Raw genomic sequence first — 25,694 nt, forward strand, 5'->3', positions numbered from 1 at the left:
GCCACAAAAATCAGTGGCAAGGAAGATCCGTTAAAAAAAATATTTGTAAGGCCTAAGTTCTAAATTACATTTAAAAAGCCTATTGTATCTGTTTTTTGAAGAAATATCTTTATATACGTAGAACCTAAATTTATATCATGGTTTTTTTAAAACAGAAAATAATCAACGGTAAAAAATACTGGTATATTATTAAAACTGGCAGAATTGATGGAAAAGTGAAAACTATATTTCAGATATATTTAGGCAATGCCGAAAAAATATTTGAAATGAAAAAACAGAGTGAATCATTGCCCTACATGAAACTGAAATCTTTTGAGTACGGCAAACTTGCCGCACTTCTTCATGTGAATGAAGAGCTTGGATTCGTTGACATAGTGAACAAGCACACTATGAAAAAATCAATCGATGGTTTAAGTGTCGGAGAGTATCTTTTACTTGATATAGTGGGGAAATCTCATGGAGTTTTAAGTGAAAACGGTATTGGGGAATGGTTCAAAAAATCGGCCTTATCTTTTAAGTGGAAATTCCCTCATAAATTAAATTGTCAGAATTTTTTGAATCATATGAATTACATTGATTCCGACACAATGAAAAATATTGAAGACGATTTGTGCCGAGTTCTCATCGAAAAAGGACTAACCCCTTCAGTACTGTTTGTGGATGAATCAAACTGGTTCACTTATGCTACCAATTATGATGAAAAAAGTGAATTGCTTCATAAAGGGTATAACAAAAAGCATCGTAAAGACAAAAATCAGGTATCTGTAGCGCTGGCTGCTAATGATTACAACTTACCTTTTATTCACGAGACATATCCAGGAAATGTGCATGATTCAGAGGAATTTTCAGGTCTGGTTGACAAAATAGTAAACCGTCTAACCGAATTGAATATTTGTTCGGAAGACCTTGTTCTTGTTTTTGATAAGGGAAACAATTCAAAGGACAACATTGAAAAAGCAACTTCAAAGATGAATTTTGTAGGGGCTGTAAAAGCAAATCAGGCAGATGATCTTCTTGAAGTGCCATTATCTAAATATCAATTTTTATATGAAAGCTCAGAAGGCCACAAAATTTATGGCTATCGGACAAAGCATCAGTTTTACGGGACAGAATTTACAACAGTAATTACTTTCAATGAAGGAACTCACAAACTTCAAAAAAGAACTTGTGAGTCAAATATGTCAAAAATAACTGAGAATCTGGAAGACCTACAGAGGAGACTGGAAAGCAACAGAGGAAAAGCAAGAAACAGGAGCAGTGTAGAAAAAGAGGTTGCAGACATTATTATCAAAAAATACAGAAGTATGGTGAAATATGAAATTACTGATGCTCCTGAAGGTAAGAAAAAACCTCAGTTAAAGTTCTGGATTGACGAAGAGAATAAAAATAAGCGCGAAAATTCATTAGGAAAAAATATACTATTTACAGATAAGCACCGTTGGCACACTAAAAAAATTGTGCAAACATACAACAATAAAGGCGCTATAGAGGATGATTTTAAGCTATTGAATGATCACCTGCTTGTCCCTGTGGGACCGGTGTACCACCACAAAGATGAAAATATCAAAGTTCACGTATTTCTGTCTATAATTGGCTTACTTTTCTACAGATATTTAGCCTGGGAGACAAAGAGATATGGTCTTTCTATGAGAAGACTAATTGAAAATTTGTCCGAAATTAGGCTGGCAGTTATCCAGGATAAAGAATCAAATAAGTGTAATATTATTCTGGAAGAGATGAGTACAAAGCAAGCATCATTATTTTCTTTCTTGAACCTGGGTAATTACCTGCCACCCCAATAAAAACGTCATCAGTAGGATTATTCATTCCTTAGGCCCACACAAACAAAGCCGCTTGATAACGGAAAAACATGCATCTTTGAAAGTAAAGTTAAAATATTTGTATTGTTTCTTGTCCAATTTCCTCGATATCTTCCTTATTATAGTAAGATTGTTAATGATTGTTTGTTACAAATATCAGTAAATGATATATATCAGTACCCCCAATCATATCTTTACCTGATAATTTTAGGAGCTAAGGGTATCGTGGGCTGGATGGGGGTCCAAACTTCATACTGACATACCATGTTTCTTTAATTGGAGAGGCATATCCCTTCCAACATAATGCTTTCTTTTCCACCGATGCTACGTCCTGATCAGGGAATCCAATCACGATGAACCGCAGGAACCGGAGTTTTTGGACCTTCTTCGGTTTCCCGCAAGTGGGGGATTTCTTATGGGGGTGAGAGATCCCTTCACTTTTCTTCTTTCTTAATCCCTTTTTTATCCTTTTTTGATACCCCGAATTCAGCTTCCTGAGTTCAGTTTCGGGATCACAGGAAATCAAAGATTATCTGGAAGTTGTGATGAAATCGCAACAGCATGGGGACCCCCTTTTCGCTCGCATTGCTCGCTCAAGTGGACTAAAAACCTGAAAACCGAATAAAAACCCGAAAGTGGAACAAAAACCATGAAAAACAGGAACTAAGGAGACGAAAAAAAAAAGGAAAAAAATTTGAGAATTAGAGGATTATTTCGAACTGTCCTTTTTCAGGCACATGAACCAGTCAAGACAATACATATCTTTCTCCTTTTCTTTGAGCCTTTCTTTTACCCCTTCCATGGAACTGGGAGGCGGGATGATTACATCATCGCCCGGCTGCCAGTTGGCAGGGGTTGCAATGTGTTCGGCGTCGCTCTTTTGAAGGGCGATCACAAGCCTCTTGATTTCCTGCATGTTTCTCCCGTTTGCAAGGGGATAATATAGGACTGCCCTGACCTTTGCTTTCGGGTCGATGATGAAAACGGCCCTCACGGCCTGGGTGCTTGAGGCGTTGGGCTGGACCATGCCGTACTTTTTGGCAACTTCCATTCTCAGGTCCTCAATTACAGGGAACTCGATTTCAAGGTTTTTCATTCCTTTGTATTCGATTTTTTCCTTTATCCTGTTGAGCCAGGCTATGTGGGCAAAGATACTGTCTATGGAAAGCCCGATAAGCTCGGTGTTCATTTCCTTAAATTCAGGCTGCATGCTTGCAAAGGTCATGAACTCGGTAGTACATACGGGTGTAAAATCCGCAGGATGACTGAAAAAAATGACCCATTTTCCTTTGTAGTCGTCCGGAAACTTGATTATTCCCTGGGTGGTTACGGCCTCAAAGGCCGGTGCATCGTCCCCTATGAGAGGCATATGTATCTGTTCACTCTCGGTATCTTCCATCTGTCTCATCTCTCTTAAAATAATTAATTGATATCTTGTTGCAGAGTTTAGTAAACATCTATTTTATTGTATAAACATCATCATATCCTAAGTATATGTATTATTCTGCTTCAAGCAGGGGCAATTCCAACCAGTTTATCCTCAAACGAAAACTTTATATCAAAGTATTGTAATATCAATATATGTTGATATAATGTTAAATGGATATCAAATTCCAGAGATAAAACCGGAGAATAAAGCGAAAAGAAGGAAACAAAAATGACTGACATCTTTTACCCATTTCAATGGATTGCAGACAAAGTGACCTACGCAGTGCTCGACATCGCTCCGGAAACGCACCTTGCAGCCAGTGTTAACTTCATTATCTACGATGTCCTGAAGATCTTCTTCCTGCTCTCAGTGATGATCTTCGCAATCTCTTTCATAAGAACCTACATCACCCCGGAAAAAACAAGGAAAGTACTCGGAGGAAAGAAAGGCCTGCGTTACCATCTGCTGGCTTCCCTAACCGGAACGGTTTCCCCTTTCTGTTCCTGCTCGTCCGTTCCCCTTTTCATAGGTTTTGTGGAAGCCGGTGTCCCCCTGGGAGTGACCTTTTCCTTTTTGATCACCTCCCCTCTGGTAAACGAGGCGGCGGTTGCCGTGCTCTGGGCCACACTCGGCTTTAAAGCCACCGCGATCTACGTAGTCTCGGGCATCGTGCTCGGGGTTTTTGGAGGCTACCTGATTGGGGTCCTGAAGCTTGAAAAATACGTTGAGGAATTCGTTTACAAAATAAAAGTGGGCCAGCAGGCAGGCGGGCCGGAAAATCTGAGCGGGAAAGAAAGGATCGCTGTCGCCTTTGAAGGTGTAAAAGAAATCGTTAGCAAGATCTGGATTTACGTAATAATAGGAGTCAGCATAGGTGGAATTTTCCATGGTTATGCCCCGGAAGGCATCCTCGAACAATACGCGGGCAAGGACAACCTCTTTGCAGTCCCGCTTGCGGTTCTCCTGGGAGTTCCCCTCTACTCAAACGTCATGGGCATGATCCCAATCGTCGAGAGCTTGATTGGGAAAGGACTTCCCATCGGGACGGCTCTGGCCTTCCTTATGTCAGTTACGGCTGTTTCTTTCCCCGAGATGATTATTCTGAAAAAGGTGCTGAAAAAAGAGCTGATAGGAATCTTCGTCGCGATTGTGGCGGTCTCAATTATCTTTACGGGCTACCTTTTCAATATATTGCTGTAAAGCTACCGGAATAATAAATCAGAAATCTAAAGAAATCAAAAAGAATCAAAATATAATGGAGCGGTGAAAAATCATGAAGATCGAAATTCTCGGAACCGGATGTGTAAAGTGCAAGAAAACGAAAGAAACCATTGAAAAAGTCCTGAAAGGAGCTGGCATTGAGGCCGAAGTTGTCAAAGTTGAGGACTTCGAAACCATCCTGAACTACGGCGTCATGGTTACCCCGGCCGTGGTAATTGACGGAGACGTGAAAATTGCCGGGAAGGTTCCGACTGAAAAAGACATTCTGGAATGGGTTGCCTGAATTATTGGATTTGGGCAATTTTTCTGATCCTTGAAAATACCACAATCCCCGGGAAAAATAGATATGTCTAACATCTTATATAAATAGTTGAATATAATAGAGGTGACTTAAATTAGAGGTGATAAATTGACTAAACTTACAGTGAACTCCACAATCTGCGGTTTTACTCACAAAATTTCCGGAACCCTGCAAAAGGATAAAATCATCGTAGACATCGAAACCCCCTGCAAGAACATAAAGAAAATGACCCATCTTGAAGTCCCGATGATGGAAATTCTGGACATCAAAGACAATTACGTAATGGAAAAAGCCCAGGAAGCCGGTTGTTCCTCAAACTGCCTCGTACCCTGTGCGATAATTAACCTCTGCAAGCTTGAAAGCGGATTCATCGCAAAATCTCTGGCTAAAAAAGTAGGCAGCCTCAGCATTGTGTTTGATGAGGTTTGATTAAGGGTTACAGGCCCTTTCCAAAAGTTCTTTTTAAAAGGGCCTGAAAACCCCTGTGGAAAGGGAAAGGGCCTCCCTTCCCATCTACCTATTCCAGATTATATTTCGTCCAAAGTTCTCTCATACACGCTTTTATCAAGTTCGTTCGCCCACCCGAACTGGGAGCCGGCCGCCATGAACATTGCAACTGAGATGGCTTCCGCAACCTCGTCTTTTGTGGCCCCCTCGGCAAGGGCCTGTTTTGCATGTGAATCTGCACAATGCTTACAGCGCATGAGGAGAGCTGAAGATACTGCAATCAAGCACTTTGTTTTGGTATCGAGGGCTCCATCTTTGAAAATAACTTCCCTCATTTTTCCGAATGCTTCTACGGTTTCAGGTATTCTTTCATCCATAAAGGCCATGACTAATCCTCCAGTCAATAGAAATACAAGAGGTCAAGAGGAACACTATGTTTAAAAACCTGTTTAAATGTTGGCAAGTTAAAAATTGAGCTGTGAAGGGGATTTGTGGGAAGTCAAACAATAATCTTTAGGGCCTTCTGCTTGCACACCGAAACACAGAGCATACAGAACCTGCAGTTTTCAGGCTTGACGGGCACACATACCCCGTCCTGAATTTCCAGTACACGGTGCTGGCAGTTGTCCACACAGAAACCGCAGCCTTTACACTTTTCTTTGTCAACTTCTATTTTTACCATTTTTTAACATCCGTTTTTAAAGAATTGAAAGAAATAATGGGAAAGGGGGCAAATATACCTTTGGAAAAACCATGGTTTTCTGGTTTTCCTGCACCGATAAATTTCGGTAATTTTTTATCTATTGGTCCCAGAATACTTAATTAAGGAAAATGAGCTAAAAAATAAAATAAGTAAAATAAATTAGAAAAAAGGACGTGCAGGAATGAACACAGGACAAACAAATCCTTCTGATAATCAGGCCGGAGTCGATCGCCAATGGGCCTTTGAAGTGGCCTTTTTCCTCCAGAAGGTTGGAGTGATCCTCAGGGACACGGGCGAGGCCCTGAGCGGCCAGGACTACCTGGAGGCCAGAGAGCAGGCGGCCAGTCTGGAACAGTCGGTTCTATACGAAAATACCCTGCTATCGGATTTCAGTACCTCGGCCTATTTTATAGAATCCAGGCGACTTTTTATTCATTTTTTGGACGAGTGCACAAACTTTGCGGACCTTCTGAACCTTGCTTTTCTTCAGGAGAAGGCCGGAAGGGAAGATTTTCTGGGAAGACCTGTTCAGGTCAGGGAATCTACCGAGAGGCTGAACCTTTTAAAAGACATGCTGACAGCTCAACTCCACCTTTACGGCTGGTGTTGAGTACTTCGAAAGAGATTGATTCTTTCTTAAGCACATCACTTCACTATTTTGTTACAATTCACTCCTGATTCTGCAACCAATTTGATAAAAAATATAAACAGTTTGGCAGATAAATCAGGAAAAGTACTTTTTTTGCAGGAAATTTCGCCAGGGAAAATGATTTTTTTTTTGAATATGGATTTTTCATTATGTTAAAAAAAGTATTCAATAGCCGGTTTTTTAATGTTAACAGTGACAAAATATATTAGTAACGTTTATTTAATCGTTGGTATTATTTAGTCTTGCTTTGGACACAGTACAGAAAGGGAGTTAAAAAATAATAAATACTAAACAATATAATTTAAAAATATCCGGAGAAACCGAACAGGGATTAAAAAAGGAGTTATTTGATTATGCACTACAGCCTTGGCATTGATGCAGGGGGCACCTACACCGATGCAGTAATTCTTAGAAACTCGGATAATACTGTTATTGCTGCAAGCAAAGCCCTTACCACCTATCCTGACCCGCTCGGAGGAATCAAAAACGCAATTGACGAGCTGGATGAAGAATATGTGAAAAACGTAAAAGTAGTATCCGTTTCCACAACCCTTTCCACCAACACCATCCTTGAAGGCACGGGTTTTCCCGTGGGCCTGATACTTGTGGGAAACTACGACATCGCCCAGGAACTCCCGACCACTCACTACATCCAGGTAAGCGGGGGCCACAAGTACAACGGAGAGCGGGCAGATCCCCTTGACCTTGAAGCCGTCAGGAAGTTCGCGCTTGAAGTAAAGGACCGGGTCTCGGCCTTTGCGGTCTCGTCATTTTTCAGCATCAGAAACCCCGAACACGAGGTGGAAGTAAAAAAGGCCATTCTGGAACTGACCGGCCTGCCCGTGGTCTGCGCTCACGAACTTTCCCAGGATCTCGGGGCTTTTGAAAGGGCCATAACCGCCTTTTTCAACGCCCAGTTAATCCCTATATCCGAAAAATTCATGCAGACCGTTGTAAATGAAACCGAACGCCGGGGCATGGACGCGAGAGTCCTTATGCTCAAATGCGACGGCTCGGTCGTGGGGATAAACAAAGCTCTGGAAAAACCCATCGAATCCATCTTTTCAGGTCCCGCGGGAAGTCTTGTGGGAGCGGCTTTCCTGAGTAAAAAAGAGACCTGTGCCATGATAGATGTGGGTGGGACGAGCACGGATATCTCCCTGATCAAAAATGGGGTCCCTGAAATGAGCGAGGCCGGAGCCGTTGTCGGGGGCTGGAAGACAAGAGTTCGGGCAATCAAGATGGAGACCTCGGCCATGGGTGGAGACAGCCATATCTGGGTCAGGGGAAAGAAGGCATACATCGGCCCGAGAAGAGTGGTCCCTCTCTGCAGGGCCGCGGTCCTGTACCCCGGTTTCCTGGAACTCCTGAAAGCAAACCCCGTCCCCTCAAAAGGAATTCTTGGAACCAACATCCAGCCCACGACCTTCTACTACAAAAGTGGCTACAAAGCGATTGAAATCAGTGACGGGGAGAAAAAATTGCTGGACGCAATCGAAGAAACCCCAACCTCGATTACCGAGATGTACAACCGCCTGGGGACCTATCCGTCCACCATGTATCTTGAAAACCTGCTTCAGAAACGCCTGATCCAGGCCGTGGGCTTTACCCCAACGGATGCTCTCCATGTGCTCGGGGACTATTCTCAGTGGGAAAGTGAGGCTTCCATAATAGGTGCGGAAAGGCTTGGCTTCCTTTTCGGAGGTCTAAATGGAGACGAATTTGCCCGGTACATAAAGCAGGAATTCGCAAAAAACATGGCTTCAGACCTCATTTCTTTCTTCCTGGAAGGAATTGAGAAAAACGAGATCCGGAAAATCTTTGACATCCCGGGGGTCCCAACGAAGTTCAAGGTGGAGATCCCGGTGGTCCTTATAGGAGGGCCCGTTGTTGCTTACAGGAAAGAACTGAACGAAATCCTGGACGCGGAGATCCTGGTGCCCGAGTACGCAAGTGTTGGAAACGCGGTCGGAGCCCTTGCAGCCAAGGGGATCCGGAGGGTTGAGATCCTTATTAGACCTGTTTCCCTGGCCGCCCCGGATATGGCTTTCTACGTGTTCTCCGAAAAAGGCAGGGAATACTTTGACCTTTATAAGGAGGCCCTGGACTTTGCAAACCGACTGGGGAAAGAGTTGATTCTGGATTATATGACCGGGTCAGGCCTTGACCCGAACAACATCCAGATCGATATCGATAAAAAAGAAATCCTGCCGGACGGCTGGAAAGTCCCAATGGAGACAAAACTGATCTTCCTGGGCACCGGAACCTACGAAAGCGCGTAAAGTGCCTTCCTGTCGAAAGACAAAGGAAGGTCTTTTCTTTTTTTGAGGATCATTTCAGGCTTTTTTTTAGGAAGGTTTTTTGGCCTGTTTATAAGATAATTTTCTGAAAAATACGGTATGGGGATAGATAAAGGTTATATACTGGGAAACCGTGTAGGGGATTACTTAGGTTTGAAGTGGGCTTCCCTTTTACTGCCTGCTTCCAGGGACGAAGGCAAAAGTAATAACCGGAACTTACAAAATGTTCATAAATTTACTGATTAAGTTTTGTTAATACCGATACTAAACTTTCCTGGTTTTTAATCACTGTTTGCGGCATCCGGTTTTTAATTTCCTCCGGAATTTAAAGATGTACACGGCCGCCTGTTCAGGTATTCTGATCTGTTCTTTTCAACTGGAACTGTGCCTGGTTTTGATTAAAGCAAGCGTAAGTACGACAGGGGACTTTGAAAGAGAGGGATCTGGAATCGCTCTTAAAAAATAGATCTAAAAAAGAGATTGCTGATGGGGACTGCAAGAGAAAAAGACTGTCAGGAAAAACAGTTTTTTGCACCTGTCCCGGCGAGGCCCTGCCGTAAAAGATGCTGCCAGTATGCAACACAGATGCAGTAGATATGCAACACAGATGCATCAGAGATGCAGCAAAGAATACTATCCGACGGATTTTGAAATCCGTGAAATTTTAAACCAAATAATTCAATTAGAGTGAGCATATGGAAAAATTATCAAAATTCGCAGCTCTTGGACTCTCAGAGAGTACCATGAACGCCCTTAAGAATAAAGGATTTGAAGAACCAACCCCTATCCAGGAAAAGATCATCCCTCTCTTTATGGGAGGAGATCTGGATATTGTCGGACAGGCCCAGACAGGGACCGGAAAGACTGCAGCCTTCGGGATTCCTATTATTGAAAAAATTCCGGAAAAATCAAAAACCGTTCAGGCAATCATTCTTACTCCCACGAGGGAGCTTGCAATTCAGATCTCCGAGGAATTGAATTCCCTTAGAGGAAACAAAAAACTGAACATCGCCCCCATATATGGAGGACAGTCCATGAGCAGGCAGCTTCAGCTGCTCAAAAGCGGCGTGGACATCGTTGTCGGGACCCCGGGAAGGGTTATCGACCACATCAAGCGAAGAAGCCTGGTTCTTAAAAATATCTCGTATTTTGTGCTGGATGAAGCCGACGAGATGTTGAACATGGGCTTTATTGATGACGTAAAGGAAATTTTGGAAGCAACGGGTCCTGACAAAAGGATGCTCTTCTTTTCCGCAACAATGCCAAAGCCAATTCTGGGGATTGCGAAAAAGCACATGAAAAATTACGAGTATGTGGCTGTTGCAAATAAAGAAGTAGAAACACTGACCGAGCAGATCTATTTTGAGGTTGGGGAAAACAACAAGTTCGATGTCCTTTGTCGGATCATCGATATGGAAGATGAGTTTTACGGACTTGTATTCTGCCGGACAAAAAACGACACCACCCAGATTGCCCAGAAACTCGGGGACCGGGGCTATGCAGCCGATGCTCTTAACGGGGATATGACCCAGCAGGAACGGGAAAGGATCCTGAGGAAATTCAGGAAACAGAAGCTCAATATCCTGGTGGCAACCGATGTCGCTGCAAGGGGAATCGATATCGTAGACCTGACTCATGTCATTAATTACTCCATCCCTCAGGACCCCGAATCCTACGTGCACAGGATAGGCAGGACCGGAAGGGCAGGAAAACAGGGAACCGCAATTACCTTTGTAACTCACAAGGAATTCCGGCGGCTGACCTACATAAAGAACACCTCGAAGTCCAACATGAGAAAAGGCCAGCTTCCTGAAATAGAGGACGTTATCACGGCCCGGAAAGGAAGAGTAAAAACCGAGCTTGAGGCCATCATGGATGAAGGAGAATACGGCGACTTCCTTGCGATGAGCAAGACCCTTCTAGGCGAGTACCCCCAGGAAGAAGTCCTGGCCGCCCTCCTGAAATACACCTTCAAGGACACCTTTGACAAGAGCAGTTATACCGAGATCAACAGCAATTCCTATGTGGACAGGAAAGGCAAAGCCCGCCTTTTCGTGGCAATGGGAAAAGCTGACGACATGACCCCCGAAAAACTCTGTGAATTTATAAAGAAGGAAGCTGGAGAAGGAGAAATTAATGCCAGGGATATCGAGATCTTCCCCCACTTCTCCTTCGTAACCGTCCCCTTCGCCCAGGCCGAAGTCCTGCTTGAAATGTTCAAAAACAGGACAAAAGGGAAAAAGCCCTTTGTGGAAATCGCCCAGAAAAGAAACAGGGGAGATAACAAAGGATACAGCAAAGGAGAAGGCAGAGGATACAGCAGAGGATACAACAGAGGGGACAGCAAAAAAGACGGCAGAGGAGAGAAAAAGCAGAGAGGAAGATCTGGGAAAGCATAAAATTAAGTGTTTCCTGAATCCCCCTTAACTTCTTTTTTAATTCTTTTTCAATTCTTTTTCAATTTTTATATAGTTTCTTTTTTCAAATAGTTGGCTGCACTCCGAGACGTTTTTCAGGGAAATTGATTTTTTTCAGATTAATCTTTTTTTCAAGGAAATCCTATTCAAAAAATCCACATCCATTTGAAGTTATGAAAACCTTATTTGCGGATTTGGAATGTTTCAAAAAAGACGAAAACCGCTTGTGATTACGATATATAAAGTTAACAGCGACAATCAAAATACGTTAATATTATTTAATGTTCATTAGACATAACATATTGTCCAACCGAAGAACTTAGAAAAAACTTGAAAGAAACCTGACAGGAACCTGATGGGAACTCAACCGAAATTTAACATGGGTTTAATATCCCTCACCAGATCCACTAAAAAAACCAATAAAAAAAGGAGCCTAATTATGCAGTACAGTCTGGGCATCGATGCAGGCGGGACCTGTACCGATGCGGTGCTTATTAGGGACTCGGATGGCGTGATTGTTGATTCCAACAAGGCGCTCACCACCTATCCCGACCTTCAGCAAGGAATAAAGAACGTAATAGACGGCCTGAACCCGGAATACCTTAAAGAGGTGAAACTGGTTTCGGTTTCCACCACCCTTTCCACCAATACCATTCTGGAAGGGACCGGTTTCCCGGTCGGCCTCATTCTTATCGGAGACCATCCGCTTGAAAAGGAACTGCCCACGAAGCACGTCCTTTTTGCGGATGGGGGACACAACCACAACGGAGAAGAAGTAAAACCTCTCGACCTCGGAGCTATCGAGGCCTTTGTCCTGCGGGTCAAGGATAAGGTCTCGGCTTTTGCGATCTCTTCCTATTTCAGTACCCGGAACCCGGAGCACGAACTTGCGGCAAGAGACCGGGTGCTTGAACTTACGGGCCTGCCCGCGGTCTGCGGACACGAACTTTCCCAGCAGCTCGGAGCCTACGATAGAGCCGTGACAGCTTTTTTAAACGCTCAGTTAATCCCGATTACCCGCCGTTTCGTGCAGGCCGTCATCGAAGATATGAAAGGCAGGGGCATTGACGCAAGGCTTCTCATGCTCAGGTGTGACGGCTCGGTGGTGGGGATCAAAGACGCCCTTCAAAAACCCATCGAGACCATCTTCTCAGGCCCTGCCGCAAGCCTTGTGGGGGCCTCACAGCTCTCGGCCCAGGCAGACTGCGCCGTAATCGATGTGGGCGGGACGAGTACGGACGTCTCTTCAATGACAGCCGGGGTCCCGGACCTGAGTGAGGAAGGGGCCGTTGTCGGGGGCTGGCAGACCCGGGTAAAAGCCATCCGGATGGCAACCACAGCCACGGGCGGAGACAGTCATATCTGGACAAAAGGCCGGGAACTTTTCATAGGCCCTCGCAGGGTCGTGCCCCTTTGTGTGGCCGCGGCCCAATACCCGGATTTCCTGAACACTTTCCGGAGAACGCCCATACCCCTCAGAGACGACCTTTGCGAAAACTTCCAGCCGACAAAGTTTTTCGTAAGATCTGGCTACCCGGCAGGGGAAATGAGCGAAACCGAAGCCGAGGTTCTGGCCACGATAGGCGAAGAACCCATATCGGTCCCTGAGATTGCAAGGTTGATTAAAAAAGACATACTCCCAAAAGTCTTTGATTGCCTGATCCAGAAACGGCTGGTGCAGGCAATAGGCTTTACCCCAACTGACGCTTTGCATGTACTCGGGGAATATACGGAGTGGGTTGAGGAAGCCTCCGTTCTTGGGGCCGAAAGGCTTGCAAGACTCATGCGCCTGCCTCCCTATGAGTTCTGCATCGCGGTAAAGCAAAGGGTTGCAAGGAATATGGCACTCAGCCTCTTTTCTTATGTCCTGAAAGGAGTGCCCGAGGCCTCGCTTGCGAAAATCATTGATGAAGGCTACCCTGCAAGGCTTGGGCTGAAGACCCCCGTGGTCCTCCTCGGAGGCCCTGTCCGGGCCTACCGGGAAGAGCTGAAAGAAATTATCGATGCCGATATCCTGGTCCCCGAACACGCGGAAGTCGGAAACGCTGTCGGGGCCCTTGTGGGAAAAGGGATCAAACGGGTCGAGATCCTGATCAGGCCTGAGAACCTCGCAGCCCCGGACGAAAACTTTTTGATATTTTCCCCGGGCGGGAGGCGGAAGTTCGAAAAGTACGGGGACGCCCTGGACACAGCCACGGAAATCGGGAAAGGCCTCGTCCTCGACTATATGAAAGAATGTGGCCTGAGCGGGAGCCAGGTGGAACTCTCCGTTGAGAAAAAGACAATGTCCCCCGAGGGCTGGGCTCATCCTCCAATGGAGACGAAACTGCTGGTTGTGGGTGTGGGAATGAGGAAAGAAAAATCCCATTAACTCAGACCTTCCAGAATTTTTGATTACGGCCGCCGGGCCGGAGGAAGGTAAATCAAATACTCCCACAGCGGCTGTAAACTCTCCAGAGCTGCAAACATTTTGGGATCAGGCAGGAAGTAATGCAGAAACAGCAGAAAAATACATACGCAATCGGGTTTTAAGTGGAGCGTAAACTACCCCCCGGCCTTTGGCTGTCGAGGGCGGGGACGGAACATCCTACCCACCTTTTCCCGCCTGTCTGTTAAAATGTTCAAAGAGGATATTATGAAAAACCCGCTAAAAACAATAAGAGAAACAAACCCACTGGTACACCACATCACCAACTGGGTGACCATTTACGACTGTGCAAACATGACAAGAGCCCTCGGGGCCCTTCCTGTGATGGCTCATGCCCCTGAAGAATGCGCTGACATGACCCGACTCTCCTCCGCTCTTGTGCTCAATATCGGGACCCTTACCGTTGAAATCATCGATGCTATGATTATCTCCGTTACTGCTGCAAACGAGAAGGGAATACCGGTGGTGCTCGATGCCGTGGGGGTCGGGGCTACGAAGTTCAGGGACGACATGGCTGCAAAAATTCTTGATTCCGTTCGGATTGATGTCATCAAAGGCAACTACTCCGAAATCGCAAAACTGGCCGGCGAAAACGTTGAAACAAAAGGAGTTGAAACAACCTCAATTGAGGCTGATCCCGGAGAACTTGCAAAAGGACTTGCAAAATCAAAGTCATGCACCGTTGTGATGACAGGAAAGGAAGACATCATAAGTAATGGGGAAAAGACGTTTATCGTAAAGAACGGGCATGAGCTAATGGGGTCAATTGTAGGGACCGGCTGCATGGTGGCCTCAATAATCGCTTCCTTTGTGGCGGTAAATCCTGATTACTGTGACGCGGCCAGAGATGCCCTGTGCTGCTTTGGAGTTGCAGGAGAACTTGCAGCCGAAAAAGCAAACGGGCCTGGAAGTTTCAAGGTGAATCTATATGATGAGGTATTCAATATCTCGGACGAGACAGTAATGAGTAAGATGAATTTTGAAGAATTTTAATACTGATATATGTCAACTACCTGCTAAGGAATGGCTGAAAAATAACTTCATATTTTCAGTCAGGAAATCATTTTATACCCATACAGATTGTATTTTTGTTGATTGAGACATTTGGTGTGTGCATCCAAACCACGGATCACACGGAACACACGGAAAAATAATCCCGGAAGACGATATTTAAGGTTGTTCTGGCGTTTTTTTGTCTGCTTGAGCGAGCGTAGCGAGTGAAACGGACCCCGTGCTCCCGAAGCGGAACTCGGGTGGTTAAGAAATGGTAAACAAAAATACTTGATATTATATTTGACTTATTCCTAAATCTAAAAACTCAGGAATTTCCTGCTGAGGTTTTATGAACCAGAAAAAATTCCTCTTAGAAGAGATTGATTTTTATCTTGTAACGGATTCCGGACTCTCAAAAAAAGGTACTCTGTCTGATGTAAGGGATGCAGTTGAATCGGGCTGCAAGATTATCCAGTACCGGGAAAAAGACAAGAGTACGAAAGAAATGATCAATGAAGCCTCCAAAATCAGGAAAATCTGCGGGGATTCCGCGGTCTTTCTGGTCAATGACAGAATTGATGTCGCTTTAGCGGCCGGGGCCGATGGGGTGCATATAGGTCAGGACGATATGCCCCTTGAGACCGCAAGAAAACTGCTTGGAGCTGATAAGATAATTGGCCTTACTGTCCATAACAGAGACGAGGCAATCGAAGCAGAAAAAAATGGGGCTGATTACGTAGGCCTTGGTCCAATATTCGATACTTCTACCAAAAAAGATGCGGGAAAGGGAATTGGCCCTTATAATATTAGAGAAGTTAAAAATGCGATAAAAATTCCTTTAGTTGCTATCGGCGGAATAAACAAAGAGAACTGTGGAAGCGTAATAAAAAACGGGGCCGACAGCCTGGCGATAATTTCTGCGGTAGTATGCAGTGATGATGTAATAAGAGAAACAAAAGCCTTTATTGACATCATTCTGAAGCATAAAACGTCATCAGTAACCCCACGCTAAAGAAATGGTCCGACAATTACTATCAATAATAAAGAACGACTGTCTATTGTTAATTTTATAATACACAGCCGGAACGGTGGGAAGAGCCTGTGGACTTACGGAGTTTGCTCCGGGGGATGAAGCAGGAAGTCCCCTACGTTTATGGGAATAGTTTATGTCAACTCTCTTTTCAGGATCTTATGTGCAATATTTAGCGCTTTAAATTTCTCAGTGTCGCCGGTTGGCTTATCCGGGTGCAATTCTTTTGCCATTTCCTTGTATTTTTGATTAATGAGCTCAAAATCAGTCTCATCCTGGTCGCAACCGAAAAACTCCCGGGCTTCTTTGCGCTTATCATGAACATTTTTATCTTCTTGGAACTCTAAAATAAAATCAGATAATGATTTTTCCCCGGAAAGAACCTGATTTGCTTCCATTTCAATTACTTTGGATAGGATATGAAGATTTTCTACATATTTATTTTGCAGGCCATGGGTGTAATGCATTCGATGGCCGGATAAGTACCAGGTAGCAGAAGCTTCAGTCTTTTTCATTGCCATGCGCTCAAGAGGTATGTCAATGTCATATTCGTTAATACCGATCTTTCTTAAAGTTGTAAAGAGATTATTCTTATATTGCGTAGCTTTTCGATTGCCAGCGCTCTTAACAACAATTAAACCAATTTCATGTCCTTTTATTTTAATCATTTAATTCACGATTCCTAAGGCAGGATGCCTGCAACTTTAGTCGTGGGAGGAATGCTGTCAACTTTCAGGCATTCCGTTCCACATTTGGATTTCTCCACTCTGCTTTGGAAACGAATTTCCGTAGCAGGTAACGCAGTTTTTGAAACTGTCTCCCCTCGCCAATGTTGGATATGCTTGTCATGTGTAGCACAACGCCCCTGGTTTTCAGGACTTTTAATACTACACGATAGAGCTACAAACTGAAGAAGCATTCGTAGGTATCGTGACATCTCTAACGTAGTCAATTAAGACTCAGGCTGGTCAACCAGGGCACATTACATGCCCGTCACATTAGTGGCGGGTAGTTGACTCATTTTTATTTTTGGAGATTTCATTAGTATTATGCTACTTTATATAATTGTATGTATTTTCGAGAGTAACTTTTTCCCTCATCCATGTGTGAATTACGGTAAAGGATTCTGTTGGATTGACCCATCAGTACCCTGTTAAACAAAATACAGAAAAACGGGGGAGGGGGTCCCCGTAGTTCTGATGCATTCATCCCCCACCTGCCCGCCTTCTGCTGTCGTGTTAAACCATAGGTAGGAGTTTCTTATTTTCAATTAGAAACATCGAGGGGGGGCCTTCTGCTGCCGGAGGCAAAATAAATGAAACTCCTGTTAATAGCCGACATTCACGCAAATTACGAAGCCCTTAAAACTGTCCTCGAAGTTCCCCACGACCGGGCAATCTGCCTCGGAGACATCGTGGACTACGGCCCCGACCCGGCTGCCTGCATAGACCTCCTGAAAAAAGAAGGAATTCCCACTCTCAGGGGCAACCACGACAACGCCGTGGCCTTCAAAGTGGACTGCCAGTGCGGCTACAAATACAAGCACCTTTCAATCGCGACCCGGGAATACACCTGGAAAGTCCTTGACGAATCCCGGATGGAATTGCTCAGGAAACTGCCTCTCGTAATCAAAGAAAAAATCGACGGGAAAAAACTTTACCTGACCCATGCAAGCCCCCGCTCCATTTATGAATACATTAAACCTGAAACCCCGGACGAGGAAATCCTGGAAATGCTTGCGGATCCAATGGAACCCGTGGATTCCGATTATCTTGTAGTGGGCCACTCTCACATCCCCCTTTCCCGGAAACTCGGAGCCCTGACAATTATAACTTTACTTTCAAAGATGCATGTTTTTCCGTTATCAAGCGGCTTTGTTTGTGTGGGCCTAAGGAATGAATAATCCTACTGATGACGTTTTTATTGGGGTGGCAGGTAATTACCCAAGTTCAAGAAAGAAAATAATGATGCTTGCTTTGTACTCATCTCTTCCAGAATAATATTACACTTATTTGATTCTTTATCCTGGATAACTGCCAGCCTAATTTCGGACAAATTTTCAATTAGTCTTCTCATAGAAAGACCATATCTCTTTGTCTCCCAGGCTAAATATCTGTAGAAAAGTAAGCCAATTATAGACAGAAATACGTGAACTTTGATATTTTCATCTTTGTGGTGGTACACCGGTCCCACAGGGACAAGCAGGTGATCATTCAATAGCTTAAAATCATCCTCTATAGCGCCTTTATTGTTGTATGTTTGCACAATTTTTTTAGTGTGCCAACGGTGCTTATCTGTAAATAGTATATTTTTTCCTAATGAATTTTCGCGCTTATTTTTATTCTCTTCGTCAATCCAGAACTTTAACTGAGGTTTTTTCTTACCTTCAGGAGCATCAGTAATTTCATATTTCACCATACTTCTGTATTTTTTGATAATAATGTCTGCAACCTCTTTTTCTACACTGCTCCTGTTTCTTGCTTTTCCTCTGTTGCTTTCCAGTCTCCTCTGTAGGTCTTCCAGATTCTCAGTTATTTTTGACATATTTGACTCACAAGTTCTTTTTTGAAGTTTGTGAGTTCCTTCATTGAAAGTAATTACTGTTGTAAATTCTGTCCCGTAAAACTGATGCTTTGTCCGATAGCCATAAATTTTGTGGCCTTCTGAGCTTTCATATAAAAATTGATATTTAGATAATGGCACTTCAAGAAGATCATCTGCCTGATTTGCTTTTACAGCCCCTACAAAATTCATCTTTGAAGTTGCTTTTTCAATGTTGTCCTTTGAATTGTTTCCCTTATCAAAAACAAGAACAAGGTCTTCCGAACAAATATTCAATTCGGTTAGACGGTTTACTATTTTGTCAACCAGACCTGAAAATTCCTCTGAATCATGCACATTTCCTGGATATGTCTCGTGAATAAAAGGTAAGTTGTAATCATTAGCAGCCAGCGCTACAGATACCTGATTTTTGTCTTTACGATGCTTTTTGTTATACCCTTTATGAAGCAATTCACTTTTTTCATCATAATTGGTAGCATAAGTGAACCAGTTTGATTCATCCACAAACAGTACTGAAGGGGTTAGTCCTTTTTCGATGAGAACTCGGCACAAATCGTCTTCAATATTTTTCATTGTGTCGGAATCAATGTAATTCATATGATTCAAAAAATTCTGACAATTTAATTTATGAGGGAATTTCCACTTAAAAGATAAGGCCGATTTTTTGAACCATTCCCCAATACCGTTTTCACTTAAAACTCCATGAGATTTCCCCACTATATCAAGTAAAAGATACTCTCCGACACTTAAACCATCGATTGATTTTTTCATAGTGTGCTTGTTCACTATGTCAACGAATCCAAGCTCTTCATTCACATGAAGAAGTGCGGCAAGTTTGCCGTACTCAAAAGATTTCAGTTTCATGTAGGGCAATGATTCACTCTGTTTTTTCATTTCAAATATTTTTTCGGCATTGCCTAAATATATCTGAAATATAGTTTTCACTTTTCCATCAATTCTGCCAGTTTTAATAATATACCAGTATTTTTTACCGTTGATTATTTTCTGTTTTAAAAAAACCATGATATAAATTTAGGTTCTACGTATATAAAGATATTTCTTCAAAAAACAGATACAATAGGCTTTTTAAATGTAATTTAGAACTTAGGCCTTACAAATATTTTTTTTAACGGATCTTCCTTGCCACTGATTTTTGTGGCAAATCAAGGCAAAAATAGCTCTTCTTTGAAAGCTGAGTATAAACCCCGGCTCCGTGGGTCAGCCCAGAGATGGGGAAACCCGAGCAGGCTGTGCGGTCTTTGATACGGAAACAGGAGAAGTCGAATTCTTCCGCCTCGAATACGACATCGAAGCAGTCTGCTCAAAAATCGAAGAAAGGATGCCTAAAGCCGACGAACTGACCGCAATCCTCAGGCGCGGCTACTGAAAACAGAAAATCCGGGCAAAAAATCGCAAAAACGAGCAAAAAAGCCGCTCAAAGGAACTAAGGCGTAAAAAGCTCCAAAAAGCTTCAGAGCTCCCTGATTGCCCGGACAATTTTATCAATGGCTCCGGGAGTGACATCATCAGGCCTCGTCTTTTCAATCCCGAGCCCGGTGACTATCAGGGTGCAGTCAGCTTTAAGCCCTGCTTCCTCAAGTTTTTTCGTGGCACAGTGGTCAGAGCAGCCGTTAAGGGCCAGCAACCTGAACCCATCAACTAAGGCATCCTCTGCCACATCAGCCCCTTTGTGCGCAGCCGCAGCTCTGTACAGCCCCGGCCTCCGGAAAGCAAGAGTCGTTGCGGCCTGCATGGTGAGTTTTCCTGTATTTGAAAGGCCCGAACAGGCAAAAATCAGGGTCCTCTTTTTTTCGCTTCCGGTTCTGGAGTTATTTTCCTGAACTTCTGTGTCCTTCTTTCCTGTAGATTCCATGATTTTTAAGCCCCTGTGGATCGCTCACATAAGTGTTTCAAAATATATTGAAATTCAATTTCCCTCCGGCCTGATATAACTTTCTGTTTTTAATTTACAGGTACCGGGCTTGCAGCCAGGAGGCTTTAATCAGTGGTATTATTCAAGAAGGCAGGAAAAATAAGAGAAAAATGGAAAACTGTTTTTAAATAAATATAATAAATCTTATAAATACTCAGTCCAGCGTTGTGATTTCAACGTTCATGTTACCGACTTCAAGGACCGCCACGGTTGCTTTTCCGGAAAGTACACCCGCACATTCCCCTGGGTTGATAACATGTGTGCTGCCCACAAGCTTGACTCCGGGCTTATGGGTGTGCCCGCGGATGACCACATCGAAATTTCCTGATTCGGCGAGGGCCTTTACCAGAGCCTCGTTTGTGCCATGCAGGAGGGCGATGTGCAGTCCGTCAATGGTGAGGTCCGCAAAGTCCCCGCAAACTTCGGCCCCGATTTCTCCAAACCATTTTGAGAGGACAAGGCGGTCTCCATCGTTGTTCCCGAAGACAAGATAGAGTTTTGGCTCAAGCTCCTGAAAAGCTTTTACCGTAAAGGGAGAGACAATATCTCCGGCATGTAGCACCGCTTTTACTTTCTTTTCATTGAAGTATTTTACAGCTTTTTTGATTGCATCCATATTGTCATGCGAATCCGACATGATACCTATCAAGGTTACCCACCTCTTCTATTATATTAGATTCATTAAGTATTTTAATACATTCTCCGGGAGCGATATGTCTTCTTTTTTAAAAACTCAGGCCTTCCCCTGCACCTCCCTAACTTTCCATGAAATCTAATCTCGAAGAAATAATTATAAATATGGGCTCCCGGTATTATCTGAATAATACCAGGAGAATACCCATAGAATACCCAGAGAATACTGCTCGAATATCTTATATAAACTACATAACTTCCCCTCATAAGCATAAACAGGCACGTAGCGGTACAGAAAACCAGAAAAAATCAGATAGAAAGTCCTGGGTCTTAAATATGAAAGCGATATCCTTACTCAGTAGCGGGCTTGATTCGGTTGCGGCCCTTTCGATAGCAGCCAAAAGTATGGACCTTGAACTGGCACTTAGCTTTGATTACGGGCAACGGGCCGCAGAGCGGGAAATCGAATATTCCCACAGGGTCTGCGAACATTTCGGGATCAGGCAGAAAGTAATAAAACTGGACTGGCTCGCCGAGATCACGGATACGGCCCTTGTGAACCCGGGCGTGGAAGTCCCGGTCCTTTCGGAAGAAGATATCTTAGCCACCGCCCCCGCTGAAATTACCAAAGCGTCCGCAAAGGCTGTCTGGGTCCCGAACCGGAACGGGGTCATGCTCAACATCGCGGCAAGCTTTGCCGAAAGCCTGGAATGTGAATACGTAATAGCTGGTTTTAACGGAGAAGAAGCGGGGACTTTCCCGGACAATTCCCTGGAATTCGTGCAGGCAACAGACGCCTGTTTTACCTATTCCACCCAGAACAGCGTCAGGGTACTTGCCCCTCTTATTAAACTCAGCAAACCTGAAATTGTCAGAAAGGCCCTTGACGCAAAAGCCCCCCTGGAATATAGCTGGAGCTGCTACCATGGAGGGGAAAAACCCTGCCAGACCTGCGAAAGCTGCGTCCGCCGGGCCAGGGCCTTCAAAGAAGTCGGAGAAGAGGACCCGCTCCTGAAGAGGCTCGGACTCTAAAAATCAAAAATCAAAAAAGGTGTTTTTATGAAATGCATCGTCCTTGAAGAGAAAACAGACTACGACGGAAGCCAGATCTCCTCCCTCTGGGGCTATAATAGTTTCGGGGTGAAGGAAGACTCAATAATCATATTCAGAGGAGAATGTGACGTAAAAATCGAGCACATGATCGACCTTGAGGACCGAAGGGAAAACGAGTCCATATGGTCCGAAGACATGCTCAGCTTTATTATCGAACATTTTGATTCCACGGACCTCAAGCTCATCTACGCAAGGCAGCGCCTCTTCACCGCCATAGTAAGGGAATACCTGGCCGATATAGGAGTTTCGACCAGCCGGGAAGGAGACGACCTTTTCCTGGAAGGAAAGAAGCTGACGGTCTCCATTGCCAGTACCTCGGCTGTTTCCCAGAAGATCCATTTCGGAATTAATGTGACCCATCCGGTATACGGGGACCTGGAAGAAGCCGGGATAAAAGGCGAAGGCATCCGGAAGCTCATGCAGGAAATAGGAATGCGCTACGTCCGGGAGTTTGAGGACATTGAAAAAGATCTCCGAAAATCCCGTCCCCTTGGAGTGGTTTGAGAAATGACTCAGGCCCGGGATACACCGGAAGCCCCTATAAGGGAAGTTTTCTGCTCGGTGCAGGGGGAAGGCCCCTATGTCGGAAAACGCCAGATCTTCGTCCGTTTTTGCGGTTGCAACCTGGCCTGTGCCTACTGTGATACGGACTTTAAGAGGCCTGATGCCTGTGATTTTGAAAGGGAGGAAGGCTGCGGGGCCTTTGAGAAAATCCCGAACCCCGTAGATGTTGAGACCCTTGAAAGAATGCTTGGGACTTTCAGGAATGTGCACTCCGTTTCCCTGACAGGGGGAGAACCTCTGCTACATGCGGATTTTATCGAAAAAATGAAAACCCGTCCCCTTTACCTGGAGTCCAACATGACCCTGCCTGAAAACGCGAAGAAAATCCGGGACAGGGTCACATATGTGGCCGGAGACTTCAAGCTTCCCGAAGCTCTCGGGATAAAGGACAGCGGAGCCAGAGAGGCCCACTTTGAAAACACGATGGAATGCTTCAGGACTCTCCGGAATACGGAAAACAGGGATTGCTTCTGCAAGATCGTGGTAAGCAGGAACACGGAAGCTGAAAGCGTCCTCTCCGCGGTGGACGCGATTGCCCCTTATGTCTCATGTGTGATCCTGCAACCGGAAACGGTTTCCGGACCCGGGATAGGACAGCAGGAGACCACATCCCCGGAGTTATTCCCGGCAAAATGCGCCCCTGACCTCAGGGAACTGCACAGACTCCAGGAAAAGCTGCTTGACAGGATAGACACGCGGATAATTCCCCAGACCCACAGGATGTGGGGGTGCTTATGATAACTGAAAATACGAAAACGGAATGTGTGAACATGGAAAAAACAATGACAGAAAATACGAAGGCAGGAACGAAAATGAGACTAGGAATCATCGATTATATAGACAGTGCCCACTACCTTCCCGGACACGGCAAGTGCGGAAGAGTCCACGGCCACACCTACAAAATAGAGGTGGTAATCGAGGGCGAGGTACAGGAAACCGGCATGGTCATCGATTTCTATGACCTGAAAAAGGGAGTAAAAGAAACCCTTGAGGAATACGACCACAGGCTACTCAACGACCTGATCGAGTTCCCGAGTTCCGAATACCTCTGCCAGCAGATCCACGCTCGCCTTTTTGAAAAATTTGGCTTTCCCCTGAAGGTCCGCGTCTGGGAAGGGGAAGGCAAGTGGTGCGAGCTGGATAACTTTTCGGAATGAAACTCCTTCTTTCCGAACCTTTTTTCTCCGTATAGTACGTAAAAGCACCCAATAGATATAATTAGTATCCATAATAAATTATATTGTATCCACTATAAAAGCAAACGAAGTGCTCAATCTGCTAAGGAATGAGTGAAATATAATATCAATTATTGTAACTATTCAGCCATACTTTGAACAAAGGCAATTTTTCCTCGTTTCGAGGAAAAATTGCATATAAAATAACTCTATCTCTTCAGTATCATGCTTACACGTGAAGAGATTCTTGAAATCTATGAAGAAGGCCCTGAAGCAGTCGTTGCTGTAATTCAGAGACTTGAGACTATCATAGAGAAACAGGCTTCTCAAATTGCTGAACTTGAGGAACGTGTAAGGGTTTTAGAGGCTCGTCTAAATCAAAACAGCCAAAACAGCAGTAAACCTCCTTCTACTGACGTTTTTGTGAATGAAAAACCTAAACCTAAGAGTAGCCGCACAAGAAGTGGGAAAAAACCTGGTGGTCAAAAAGGTCATTCTGGAAGTACTTTCGAAATGGTTGGGGATCCTGACCATATAATATTTCATTCCCCTCACTGCTGTGAAAATTGTGGTCATGATCTTGAAGATACTGAAGTTCGGGACTGTGAACGCAGGCAAGAAGCTGATATTCCTCCTGTGAACATCATATTTACCGAACATCGTGCTGAGTCCAAGAAATGCCCTCACTGTGGGAAAATAAACAAAGGTACTTTTCCAGACTCTATAAAATTCCCTATTCAATATGGACCTCGCCTTTTATCCTCTCTTGTATATTTAAGGAACTTTCAATTGATTCCTTATAAACGGATTTGTGATTTGTCAGAGGACTTTTATGGAATACGTATCAGCCCTGCTACCATAAAAAGAGCTGAAAAGGAATTATTCCAGAAATTGGAACCTTTCGAAAAAGCTGTTTTCGAACATCTACGGGTAGCCTATTCTGTACATTGTGATGAAACAGGAATGAGGGTTTTAGGGACAAAATGGTGGCTCCATGTTGTTTCAAACAGTCTGTGGACATACTATTTTGTACATCCAAAAAGAGGATCAGAGGCAATGAATGCTTTGGGTTTTCTTCCAGAATACAAGGGGGTAGTAGTTCATGATGGTTGGGCATCATACAACAAATATGGATGTGAACATGCTCTCTGCAATGCTCATCTTAAGAGGGACCTCACTGGAGTTGAAGAGAATTTTGAGCAGCAATGGGCTAAAAAAGTAAATGAACTTCTGAGTGAAGTAAAAAAATATACCGACGAATGCAGAGAAATGGAAATTCCAATAGATCCAATAAAAGTCAGGGCATTCGAGGAAATATACGATAAAATAATTAAAGAGGGAATTGAAGAAAATCCACCTCCTGACCTCTCAAAACAGGTTAAAAAAAGAGGAAGACCAGCACAAACAAAAGCAAAGAATCTCCTTGATAGGTTCATAAAATACAAGGATAGGATTCTGAAATTCCTCAATGACCTGAGAGTTCCATTTGATAATAATCAAGCAGAGCGAGACATCAGAATGATGAAGCTACAACAGAAGATTTCGGGAACTTTCCGAAGCATCGAAGGAGCGGTAGCTTTCTGCAGAATTCGGGGATACATATCCACTATTAGAAAGAATAGCTTGAATGTCATGGATGCTATTCGAGCGGCGCTCAATGGAGCGCCGCTATTATCCGATAGTTGCAACATTAGCTGAAACTATGCTTTTTTTATCAGTAGGCTGAATAGTTACCAATTATTTTTGTTTACCGTTCCTTAACCACGGAAAAGCACGGAAGGACACGGAAACCGGCCTGATGGCCGGTGAGTATGCCGGGACTTTAAATAATCAATTCAGAACCTACTGTAGACAAAGCGCCATAGCAACCTTAAATATCGTCTTCCTGCATTCATTTTCCGTGCTTTTCCGTGACTTTCTGTGGTTTGGATACACACACCAGATGTCTCCATCAACAAAAATACAACCTGTATGGG

Annotated in this window: 25 protein-coding genes; 18 read left to right on the forward strand and 7 right to left on the reverse strand. The window is 44.1% G+C overall.

Features of this window, described 5'->3' with window-relative positions:
* Positions 1–137: 137 nt before the first annotated feature.
* Positions 138–1,802 carry an IS1634 family transposase gene (locus tag ACZ5QV_RS09185; protein ID WP_464599431.1) on the forward strand — a complete coding sequence of 555 codons (1,665 nt, stop codon included), beginning with the start codon at positions 138–140 and terminating at the stop codon, positions 1,800–1,802.
* A 727-nt stretch (positions 1,803–2,529) separates the two neighbouring features.
* Here the strand turns inward: ACZ5QV_RS09185 and ACZ5QV_RS09190 are convergent.
* On the reverse strand, positions 2,530–3,219 hold the full coding sequence (locus ACZ5QV_RS09190) for a peroxiredoxin (protein ID WP_464599539.1): 690 nt from the start codon (positions 3,217–3,219) through the stop codon (positions 2,530–2,532).
* A 258-nt stretch (positions 3,220–3,477) separates the two neighbouring features.
* Here ACZ5QV_RS09190 and ACZ5QV_RS09195 point away from each other — a divergent pair, with 258 nt between their 5' ends.
* The 3 genes from ACZ5QV_RS09195 (at position 3,478) to ACZ5QV_RS09205 (ending at position 5,200) form a co-directional block, all read left to right on the forward strand.
* Complete coding sequence (locus ACZ5QV_RS09195; RefSeq protein WP_464599540.1) at positions 3,478–4,449, forward strand: permease; 972 nt, start codon at positions 3,478–3,480, stop codon at positions 4,447–4,449.
* Between the two features lie 73 nt (positions 4,450–4,522).
* Positions 4,523–4,753, forward strand: a complete 231-nt coding sequence (locus ACZ5QV_RS09200; RefSeq protein ID WP_464599541.1) for a thioredoxin family protein — start codon at positions 4,523–4,525, stop codon at positions 4,751–4,753.
* Positions 4,754–4,879: 126 nt separating this feature from the next.
* Positions 4,880–5,200 (forward strand): DUF6951 family protein, encoded by a 321-nt coding sequence (locus ACZ5QV_RS09205; protein ID WP_464599542.1) that lies wholly within the window; start codon positions 4,880–4,882, stop codon positions 5,198–5,200.
* Positions 5,201–5,298: 98 nt separating this feature from the next.
* On the opposite strand, the gene ACZ5QV_RS09210 is transcribed toward ACZ5QV_RS09205, so the two are convergent.
* Together ACZ5QV_RS09210 and ACZ5QV_RS09215 are read right to left on the reverse strand one after the other, a co-directional pair.
* A complete protein-coding gene (locus ACZ5QV_RS09210) occupies positions 5,299–5,604 on the reverse strand; it encodes a carboxymuconolactone decarboxylase family protein (RefSeq protein WP_464599543.1) in 306 nt (101 codons plus the stop codon).
* 113 nt (positions 5,605–5,717) lie between these two features.
* Entirely contained in the window at positions 5,718–5,900 is a 183-nt protein-coding gene (locus ACZ5QV_RS09215) for a 4Fe-4S binding protein (RefSeq protein WP_464599544.1), read from the reverse strand.
* A gap of 202 nt (positions 5,901–6,102) precedes the next feature.
* Here ACZ5QV_RS09215 and ACZ5QV_RS09220 point away from each other — a divergent pair, with 202 nt between their 5' ends.
* The 7 genes from ACZ5QV_RS09220 (at position 6,103) to thiE (ending at position 15,720) form a co-directional block, all read left to right on the forward strand.
* Positions 6,103–6,531: a hypothetical protein gene (locus tag ACZ5QV_RS09220; protein WP_464599545.1), complete on the forward strand. Its 429-nt coding sequence runs from the start codon at positions 6,103–6,105 to the stop codon at positions 6,529–6,531.
* 392 nt (positions 6,532–6,923) lie between these two features.
* Complete coding sequence (locus tag ACZ5QV_RS09225) at positions 6,924–8,852, forward strand: hydantoinase/oxoprolinase N-terminal domain-containing protein (RefSeq protein WP_464599546.1); 1,929 nt, start codon at positions 6,924–6,926, stop codon at positions 8,850–8,852.
* Positions 8,853–9,298: 446 nt separating this feature from the next.
* Positions 9,299–9,430: a hypothetical protein gene (locus ACZ5QV_RS09230; protein WP_464599547.1), complete on the forward strand. Its 132-nt coding sequence runs from the start codon at positions 9,299–9,301 to the stop codon at positions 9,428–9,430.
* 135 nt (positions 9,431–9,565) lie between these two features.
* Entirely contained in the window at positions 9,566–11,269 is a 1,704-nt protein-coding gene (locus ACZ5QV_RS09235; RefSeq protein WP_464599548.1) for a DEAD/DEAH box helicase, read from the forward strand.
* A 457-nt stretch (positions 11,270–11,726) separates the two neighbouring features.
* Entirely contained in the window at positions 11,727–13,658 is a 1,932-nt protein-coding gene (locus tag ACZ5QV_RS09240; protein ID WP_464599549.1) for a hydantoinase/oxoprolinase family protein, read from the forward strand.
* A 264-nt stretch (positions 13,659–13,922) separates the two neighbouring features.
* The gene (gene thiM, locus ACZ5QV_RS09245) at positions 13,923–14,708 is read left to right on the forward strand and encodes a hydroxyethylthiazole kinase (protein WP_464599550.1); all 786 of its coding nucleotides are present in this window, start codon (positions 13,923–13,925) and stop codon (positions 14,706–14,708) included.
* 349 nt (positions 14,709–15,057) lie between these two features.
* Positions 15,058–15,720 (forward strand): thiamine phosphate synthase, encoded by a 663-nt coding sequence (gene thiE / locus ACZ5QV_RS09250; protein WP_464599551.1) that lies wholly within the window; start codon positions 15,058–15,060, stop codon positions 15,718–15,720.
* A gap of 152 nt (positions 15,721–15,872) precedes the next feature.
* On the opposite strand, the gene ACZ5QV_RS09255 is transcribed toward thiE, so the two are convergent.
* Complete coding sequence (locus ACZ5QV_RS09255; protein ID WP_464599552.1) at positions 15,873–16,406, reverse strand: J domain-containing protein; 534 nt, start codon at positions 16,404–16,406, stop codon at positions 15,873–15,875.
* A 647-nt stretch (positions 16,407–17,053) separates the two neighbouring features.
* On the opposite strand from ACZ5QV_RS09255, the gene ACZ5QV_RS09260 reads away from it, so the two are divergent.
* On the forward strand, positions 17,054–17,641 hold the full coding sequence (locus ACZ5QV_RS09260) for a metallophosphoesterase family protein (RefSeq protein WP_464599553.1): 588 nt from the start codon (positions 17,054–17,056) through the stop codon (positions 17,639–17,641).
* 17 nt (positions 17,642–17,658) lie between these two features.
* Here the strand turns inward: ACZ5QV_RS09260 and ACZ5QV_RS09265 are convergent, their stop codons facing one another.
* Complete coding sequence (locus ACZ5QV_RS09265; RefSeq protein WP_464599431.1) at positions 17,659–19,323, reverse strand: IS1634 family transposase; 1,665 nt, start codon at positions 19,321–19,323, stop codon at positions 17,659–17,661.
* A 190-nt stretch (positions 19,324–19,513) separates the two neighbouring features.
* On the opposite strand from ACZ5QV_RS09265, the gene ACZ5QV_RS09270 reads away from it, so the two are divergent.
* Positions 19,514–19,687 (forward strand): hypothetical protein, encoded by a 174-nt coding sequence (locus tag ACZ5QV_RS09270; RefSeq protein WP_464599554.1) that lies wholly within the window; start codon positions 19,514–19,516, stop codon positions 19,685–19,687.
* Positions 19,688–19,771: 84 nt separating this feature from the next.
* Here the strand turns inward: ACZ5QV_RS09270 and ACZ5QV_RS09275 are convergent, their stop codons facing one another.
* Positions 19,772–20,173: a putative zinc-binding protein gene (locus ACZ5QV_RS09275; RefSeq protein WP_464599555.1), complete on the reverse strand. Its 402-nt coding sequence runs from the start codon at positions 20,171–20,173 to the stop codon at positions 19,772–19,774.
* A gap of 214 nt (positions 20,174–20,387) precedes the next feature.
* The gene (locus ACZ5QV_RS09280) at positions 20,388–20,882 is read right to left on the reverse strand and encodes a metallophosphoesterase (RefSeq protein WP_464599556.1); all 495 of its coding nucleotides are present in this window, start codon (positions 20,880–20,882) and stop codon (positions 20,388–20,390) included.
* Positions 20,883–21,202: 320 nt separating this feature from the next.
* Here ACZ5QV_RS09280 and queC point away from each other — a divergent pair, with 320 nt between their 5' ends.
* The 5 genes from queC (at position 21,203) to tnpC (ending at position 25,416) form a co-directional block, all read left to right on the forward strand.
* On the forward strand, positions 21,203–21,898 hold the full coding sequence (queC, locus tag ACZ5QV_RS09285; protein ID WP_464599557.1) for a 7-cyano-7-deazaguanine synthase QueC: 696 nt from the start codon (positions 21,203–21,205) through the stop codon (positions 21,896–21,898).
* Positions 21,899–21,925: 27 nt separating this feature from the next.
* Complete coding sequence (locus ACZ5QV_RS09290; protein WP_464599558.1) at positions 21,926–22,483, forward strand: DUF366 family protein; 558 nt, start codon at positions 21,926–21,928, stop codon at positions 22,481–22,483.
* Positions 22,484–22,486: 3 nt separating this feature from the next.
* Positions 22,487–23,281, forward strand: a complete 795-nt coding sequence (locus tag ACZ5QV_RS09295; RefSeq protein WP_464599559.1) for a 7-carboxy-7-deazaguanine synthase QueE — start codon at positions 22,487–22,489, stop codon at positions 23,279–23,281.
* 44 nt (positions 23,282–23,325) lie between these two features.
* Positions 23,326–23,700, forward strand: a complete 375-nt coding sequence (queD, locus tag ACZ5QV_RS09300) for a 6-carboxytetrahydropterin synthase QueD (protein WP_464602077.1) — start codon at positions 23,326–23,328, stop codon at positions 23,698–23,700.
* A 243-nt stretch (positions 23,701–23,943) separates the two neighbouring features.
* Positions 23,944–25,416: an IS66 family transposase gene (gene tnpC, locus ACZ5QV_RS09305; protein ID WP_464599339.1), complete on the forward strand. Its 1,473-nt coding sequence runs from the start codon at positions 23,944–23,946 to the stop codon at positions 25,414–25,416.
* Positions 25,417–25,694: the final 278 nt, after the last annotated feature.

Source organism: Methanosarcina baltica (genome assembly GCF_055394095.1).

Excerpts from the sequence above, each read along its gene's own strand:
- ACZ5QV_RS09185 (WP_464599431.1), top strand. The coding sequence starts at position 138 with ATGGTTTTTTTAAAACAGAAAATAATCAACGGTAAAAAATACTGGTAT.
- ACZ5QV_RS09190 (WP_464599539.1), bottom strand. The coding sequence starts at position 3,219 with ATGGAAGATACCGAGAGTGAACAGATACATATGCCTCTCATAGGGGAC.
- ACZ5QV_RS09195 (WP_464599540.1), top strand. The coding sequence starts at position 3,478 with ATGACTGACATCTTTTACCCATTTCAATGGATTGCAGACAAAGTGACC.
- ACZ5QV_RS09200 (WP_464599541.1), top strand. The coding sequence starts at position 4,523 with ATGAAGATCGAAATTCTCGGAACCGGATGTGTAAAGTGCAAGAAAACG.
- ACZ5QV_RS09210 (WP_464599543.1), bottom strand. The coding sequence starts at position 5,604 with ATGGCCTTTATGGATGAAAGAATACCTGAAACCGTAGAAGCATTCGGA.
- ACZ5QV_RS09215 (WP_464599544.1), bottom strand. The coding sequence starts at position 5,900 with ATGGTAAAAATAGAAGTTGACAAAGAAAAGTGTAAAGGCTGCGGTTTC.
- ACZ5QV_RS09220 (WP_464599545.1), top strand. The coding sequence starts at position 6,103 with ATGAACACAGGACAAACAAATCCTTCTGATAATCAGGCCGGAGTCGAT.
- ACZ5QV_RS09225 (WP_464599546.1), top strand. The coding sequence starts at position 6,924 with ATGCACTACAGCCTTGGCATTGATGCAGGGGGCACCTACACCGATGCA.
- ACZ5QV_RS09235 (WP_464599548.1), top strand. The coding sequence starts at position 9,566 with ATGGAAAAATTATCAAAATTCGCAGCTCTTGGACTCTCAGAGAGTACC.
- ACZ5QV_RS09240 (WP_464599549.1), top strand. The coding sequence starts at position 11,727 with ATGCAGTACAGTCTGGGCATCGATGCAGGCGGGACCTGTACCGATGCG.
- thiM (WP_464599550.1), top strand. The coding sequence starts at position 13,923 with ATGAAAAACCCGCTAAAAACAATAAGAGAAACAAACCCACTGGTACAC.
- thiE (WP_464599551.1), top strand. The coding sequence starts at position 15,058 with ATGAACCAGAAAAAATTCCTCTTAGAAGAGATTGATTTTTATCTTGTA.
- ACZ5QV_RS09255 (WP_464599552.1), bottom strand. The coding sequence starts at position 16,406 with ATGATTAAAATAAAAGGACATGAAATTGGTTTAATTGTTGTTAAGAGC.
- ACZ5QV_RS09260 (WP_464599553.1), top strand. The coding sequence starts at position 17,054 with ATGAAACTCCTGTTAATAGCCGACATTCACGCAAATTACGAAGCCCTT.
- ACZ5QV_RS09265 (WP_464599431.1), bottom strand. The coding sequence starts at position 19,323 with ATGGTTTTTTTAAAACAGAAAATAATCAACGGTAAAAAATACTGGTAT.
- ACZ5QV_RS09275 (WP_464599555.1), bottom strand. The coding sequence starts at position 20,173 with ATGGAATCTACAGGAAAGAAGGACACAGAAGTTCAGGAAAATAACTCC.
- queC (WP_464599557.1), top strand. The coding sequence starts at position 21,203 with ATGAAAGCGATATCCTTACTCAGTAGCGGGCTTGATTCGGTTGCGGCC.
- ACZ5QV_RS09290 (WP_464599558.1), top strand. The coding sequence starts at position 21,926 with ATGAAATGCATCGTCCTTGAAGAGAAAACAGACTACGACGGAAGCCAG.
- ACZ5QV_RS09295 (WP_464599559.1), top strand. The coding sequence starts at position 22,487 with ATGACTCAGGCCCGGGATACACCGGAAGCCCCTATAAGGGAAGTTTTC.
- queD (WP_464602077.1), top strand. The coding sequence starts at position 23,326 with ATGACAGAAAATACGAAGGCAGGAACGAAAATGAGACTAGGAATCATC.
- tnpC (WP_464599339.1), top strand. The coding sequence starts at position 23,944 with ATGCTTACACGTGAAGAGATTCTTGAAATCTATGAAGAAGGCCCTGAA.